The organism is Massilia sp. NBRC 108631 (assembly GCF_059704565.1).
This window is the reverse complement of record NZ_BAAKJE010000038.1, coordinates 1-243: the sequence shown is the minus strand read 5'-3', so window position 1 is coordinate 243 and position 243 is coordinate 1. Positions and strand designations below refer to the sequence as shown.

The 243-nt window shown below is 68.3% G+C and carries 1 protein-coding gene; it reads left to right on the top strand.

The window, feature by feature from the left end; all coding sequences use genetic code 11:
- On the top strand, window positions 1–243 hold a 243-nt coding region (locus AC6H42_RS03920), incomplete at both ends, for an ATP-binding cassette domain-containing protein (protein WP_497547457.1).

The following is a 243-nucleotide window of genomic DNA, read 5'->3' as shown; positions in this document are numbered from 1 at the left end:
CGACGACAAGGCCGGCATCGAGGCCGACATCGCCAAGTGGTTCGACATCTTCCCGCGCCTGAAAGAGCGCTCGGCGCAGCTGGCCGGCACCCTGTCGGGCGGCGAGCAGCAGATGCTGGCCATGGCGCGCGCGCTGATGGGCAAGCCTTCGGTGCTGCTGCTCGATGAACCCAGCATGGGACTGGCGCCGCTGCTGATCGCCGAGATCTTCCGCATCGTCGCCAGCCTGCGCGACCAGGGCAT